The organism is Acinetobacter sp. UBA3025 (assembly GCF_002367915.1).
In the GTDB taxonomy this organism is placed as follows: Bacteria; Pseudomonadota; Gammaproteobacteria; order Pseudomonadales; family Moraxellaceae; genus Acinetobacter.
This window is the reverse complement of record NZ_DFDO01000049.1, coordinates 1-5,014: the sequence shown is the minus strand read 5'-3', so window position 1 is coordinate 5,014 and position 5,014 is coordinate 1. Positions and strand designations below refer to the sequence as shown.

At 41.6% G+C, this 5,014-nt stretch carries 5 protein-coding genes; 4 read left to right on the top strand and 1 reads right to left on the bottom strand.

Going from position 1 to position 5,014, the window contains the following annotated elements:
- Window positions 1-869 (bottom strand): LysR family transcriptional regulator (locus B4J23_RS01985; protein WP_291358620.1); only part of this gene is annotated, 869 nt, incomplete at its 3' end.
- A gap of 94 nt (window positions 870-963) precedes the next feature.
- Here B4J23_RS01985 and B4J23_RS01980 point away from each other — a divergent pair.
- From B4J23_RS01980 to B4J23_RS01965, 4 genes are read left to right on the top strand one after another with little or no spacing between them, the layout of a single operon-like run.
- On the top strand, window positions 964-2,205 hold the full coding sequence (locus B4J23_RS01980; protein WP_291358619.1) for an acyl-CoA dehydrogenase family protein: 1,242 nt from the start codon (window positions 964-966) through the stop codon (window positions 2,203-2,205).
- A gap of 54 nt (window positions 2,206-2,259) precedes the next feature.
- Complete coding sequence (locus B4J23_RS01975; protein ID WP_125278629.1) at window positions 2,260-3,381, top strand: phosphotransferase family protein; 1,122 nt, start codon at window positions 2,260-2,262, stop codon at window positions 3,379-3,381.
- Window positions 3,378-4,076, top strand: a complete 699-nt coding sequence (locus tag B4J23_RS01970) for a histidine phosphatase family protein (protein ID WP_034702771.1) — start codon at window positions 3,378-3,380, stop codon at window positions 4,074-4,076. The genes B4J23_RS01975 and B4J23_RS01970 overlap by 4 nt, the downstream gene beginning before the upstream one ends.
- Before the next feature lie 52 nt (window positions 4,077-4,128).
- Window positions 4,129-4,872, top strand: a complete 744-nt coding sequence (locus B4J23_RS01965; protein WP_004785546.1) for an SDR family oxidoreductase — start codon at window positions 4,129-4,131, stop codon at window positions 4,870-4,872.
- The last annotated feature ends 142 nt before the right edge of the window (window positions 4,873-5,014 follow it).

Sequence of the window (5,014 nt, the reverse complement as noted above, 5' to 3'; positions counted from 1 at the left end):
TTCTCCTGCAAATCTTTATGCCAATACATCCCCATATTAATTTTCGGTAGTTGTACAGGAACGTCAAAAATATTCAGACAATTTGCTAACTGTAGATGTGCCAATACATTTTTAGGAATCGTCAGCATGGCAGTCTTTTGCTGTTCCAAAATTTGCAGGGCTGTGGAATAGTGCTGACAACGTAAAAAAATCTGCCGGGAATAATGTTTTCGACTTAAATATATATCTTCAACTAAAACTCCCGTACGGCGTGAGGAAACGCCAATATGAGGTGAGGCCAGATAAACCTGTTCATTCATTTCTGTTCGTTGTGTACAGACCACGAATTCATCTTGTACCAGTCGTTCAAACTGAATTTTTTCACTAATACTTTGCTCCAGATCAATGACAAAATCGACCTGTTGAGAGGCGAGATCTGCAGCAATATTTTTGCGGTCGAGTTTCATACTACTCAACTGAAGATCCAGGTTAATTTTTTGAAAATGTTGAACCAGTTTAGGAAAGATCATGGGTTCAATTTCGTCATGTACAGCGATTTTTAAGCTATGAATCAGTTCCGGTCTGAATTGTTGATGCTGCATCGAAATATTCTGAATCGTAAAAAGTGCATTTTTAATTTCTGGATAGATCTGATCCGCAAACGGCGTAGGTTGCATCTTGCTACCAATTCGCACAAATAAATCATCTTGTAAATGCTGTCTTAAACGTTGTAAAGCATGACTGGCCGCTGACTGGCTTATCGATAGAATTTGCGCAGCTTTAGAAATACTGTTTTGTTCGTAAATGGCAATAAAAAGTGGATAAAGATTAATATCAATACGATGAAAATTTCGTAGATCCATCACGGTTTTTGAATGAATACTATGCATACTACTATATGGAATTAAATCATTTTATTCATAATAAGTTTTGGGTTAAGGTGTTGTAAAGCGTATGAATTACAATATTCAGAGGGATAAAGCAATGTTTGAGCTGTCAGCAAGTGCACAGGATTATTTAAATAGAACAAAAAAGTTTATTACTGATGAAATTGAACCTGTCGAGGCTGATTTCTGGCATCAGGTGCATGAGCTGAATCAAGGTGGCGACTGGACCAAATGGCAATGGCCGGCAGAACTTGAAACATTGAAAGATAAAGCCAAAGCAGCAGGTCTCTGGAATATGTTTCTGCCTTGTCCAGAATTAGGACAGGGATTATCCGTTCAGGAATATGCACATATCGCTGAACTTTCTGGACGAAGCCTGATTGCACCTACGGTCTTTAACTGCAATGCGCCAGATAGTGGCAATATGGAAGTATTGTGGCGCTATGGTTCTGAAGAACAAAAACAGCAATGGTTGATGCCACTTCTGGAAGGGAAAATCCGTTCAGTGTTCTGTATGACTGAACCTGCAGTGGCTTCTAGTGATGCTACCAATATGCAGGCGACAGCGGTGGTTGAAGGTGATGAAATTGTTTTGAATGGTCGTAAATGGTGGTCTTCGGGTTTGGGTGATCCAAATGCCAAAATCATCATCTTTATGGCACATACACCGGATGAATCCAAAGACCGTCATCATCAGCATTCCATGGTTTTAGTTCCAGTCGATACTGCAGGCGTGAAAATTGAACGGATGCTTCCAGTCTTTGGTGATTATGATGCACCACATGGCCACGGCGAAGTCAGCTTCGATAATGTTCGTGTTCCAGTTTCGAATTTTATTGGGGGTGCAGGTCAAGGCTTTGAAATTGCCCAAGGGCGTTTAGGGCCAGGCCGTATTCACCATTGTATGCGTTGCATCGGTGCTGCTGAAAAATCATTAGAACTTATGATTGACCGGGGTATGAGCCGTACCGCATTTGGTAAAGAGATTTTAAAACTGGGTGGTAACCTGGAACGTGTGGCTGAAGCTCGCGTTGCCATTGATCAGGCTCGATTATTAACCTTGTATGCTGCCTATAAAATGGATACTTTAGGGAATATGGCAGCACTGACTGAAATTTCTGCAATTAAAGTCGTTGCGCCAAGTGTACTGGAAAAAGTTGTGGATATGGCGATTCAGATCCACGGTGGTGCGGGTGTTTCTCGTGATACACCGCTGACCGGATTCTTTGCCCAAGCCCGTGCCTTACGTCTGGCTGATGGTCCGGATGAAGTGCATAAAGGTATGATTGCCAAGCTGGAACTGGCAAAACGTGGTTATAGCACACGTCGTAAAAAATAAGCTGGCTTTATATACAGAACATTGAAACGTATTAGAAGATTTTAAGGAAAAATTATGGCGGTCATTGATGTAGGTGGATCAGTTCGTGAAGGTGAGGAACTGGATGTACAGGCCATCACAGATTGGTTAAATCAACAAGGAGTAAATGTAGAAGGTCCTTTAGAGCTTACTCAATATTCCGGTGGAGCTTCAAACTGGACTTATCGTTTGCAATATGCCAATGCCGATTTGATTCTACGTCGTCCGCCTCAAGGGACTAAAGCTAAATCTGCGCATGACATGGCACGTGAATATCATGTACAAAAAGCTTTGGCTGAACACTATCCAGTCGTACCTGAAATGGTGGCACTTTGTCAGGATGAATCAGTCATTGGCTGTGATTTTTATGTGATGAAACGCATTGAAGGTATTATTCCGCGTGCCAAGCTGCCGCCTGAATTACAACTGACTGAACCAGATATCCAGACTCTATGTATTAATGTGATTGATAAGCTGATCGAACTACACCAAGTTCCTTACACTGGTACAGAACTGGAAAAGTTAGGTAAAGGTGAAGGCTATTGCCGTCGTCAGGTAGAAGGCTGGGATGCACGTTACGAAAAAGCCAAAACATTAAATGTTCCATCTTTTAAATACGTGCGTAACTGGCTGAAAGATAATATTCCATCTGATTCTAAAACCTGTGTCATTCACAATGACTGGCGTTTTGATAATGTCATTTTGGATCCAGAAAATCCAACTGAAGTTATTGGGGTGCTGGACTGGGAAATGGCCACCCTGGGTGATCCGCTGATGGACTTGGGTTCTGCCTTGGCTTATTGGGTAGAAGATACGGACAATGCCATTTTTAAAGCAACACGTCGTCAGCCCACCAATTTAAAAGGTATGTTTACCCGTAAAGAAGTGGTGGATTACTATCTGGAGAAAACCGGTCTGCAACCGGAAAACTGGACATTCTATGAAGTGTTTGGGATTTTCCGTCTCTCGGTCATTGCCCAGCAGATCTATTATCGTTATTACCACAAACAAACCAACAATCCAGCCTTTAAGGATTTTTGGGTAGTCATTCATGCCTTGCATATTCGTGCCTTAAAACTGATTGGTCTACAAAAGCTTGAAGCCAATGACATTGCACAAAAATATATCCTGAAATTTAAAGAGTTAATGCCAAAATGACCACCATTTACTTGATCCGGCATGGACAGGCATCTTTCGGGGCAGCCAGTTATGATCAGCTTTCGCCAAATGGGGAACTACAGGCAAAATTGCTCGGTCGTTATTTTGATGAAATCCTGAAGGAAGCACCTTATGTAGTGGCTGGTTCCATGCAACGTCATCAACAGACGGCGCAGTTATCTCTAGATGAATGTTTTCCTGAAAGCGAGATTTTGACCGATAGTGCCTGGAATGAGTTTAATCATCAGCAGGTCTTTGCCCGTTATGAACCGCGTTTCAATCAGCCAGAACTGCTTAAGCAGGATGTCTCGGAACATGCCAATCCGCGAGATTATTTGAGCAAAATCTTTAGTGGAGCAATTGCTCGCTGGACCTGTGATGATTATCACCACGAATATGATGAATCCTGGCCTAATTTTAAAAGCCGTGTAGAAACCGGTTTGCAAAATTTATGCGACCAGCTTGCGCAAACTAAACCACGCTATGCAATCGTGTATACCTCGGGTGGTGTCATCTCTGTGGCAGTAGGTAAAATCCTGGGGCTGAGTCCAGAGAAAACTTTCGCTTTAAACTGGGCAATTACCAATACCAGTATTACTACACTGCGTCTGGTCGGAAATGAACCCCAGCTACTCAGTTTGAACGAACATCATTTTATTAAAGCACAGCGTCCAGACCTGCTAACCTGGATTTAAAAATTATTGAAGATAAAACACCTTAGAAAAAATAAAGGGATAGGGTAAAAATATGGCTAAAACGATTTTAATTACTGGTGCAAGTTCAGGGATTGGTGCCGGTATGGCACGTGAATTTGCAAAAAAAGGGTATAACCTGGCGATTTGTGCACGTCGTCTGGAACGTCTGGAAACTTTAAAGCAGGAACTCGAAAGCCAATATGATATTAAAGTCATTGCCAAAACACTGGATGTGACCAATTATGATCAGGTTTTTGAAGTTTTCCGTGCCTTTAAAGAAGATTTTGGCACCATTGACCGGATTATTGTCAATGCTGGTGTAGGTGAAGGCCGCCGGATTGGTAAAGGTAATTTTGCGATCAATAAAGCTACTGTTGAAACCAACTTTATTTCTGCATTGGCACAATGTGAAGCTGCAGTGGAAATTTTCCGCGCACAAAACTCCGGTCATCTGGTGATGATTTCATCGATGAGCGCAATGCGTGGTATGCCAAAACACTTGACCGCTTATGGCGCAAGTAAGGCTGGGGTTGCACATCTGGCTGAAGGCATTCGTGCTGAGCTAATTGATACACCAATTAAAGTCACGACCATTTTCCCAGGCTATATTCGTACTGAAATTAATGAAGGCGCGAAAAAATTACCATTTGAAGTGGATGAGAAAACGGGTTCACGTTTATTGGCAGAAGAAATTGAAAAAGCGCCAGTCAAAGCTTATGTACCGAAGTGGCCTTGGTTACCACTCGGTTTGGCAATGAAAGTATTACCGCTAAAATTAGTCAATAAATTAGGTTAAAACTTCAATTCAAAAAAGCTCCATCAGGGGCTTTTTTAATTTTTAGTATTTAAAAATTTGGATAAAAGTAGGTTGGATAATTCTGGTATCGGATTTAAAGACGTTATAAATTATTAAGATGTTTAGGGTGTGTTGACACTTT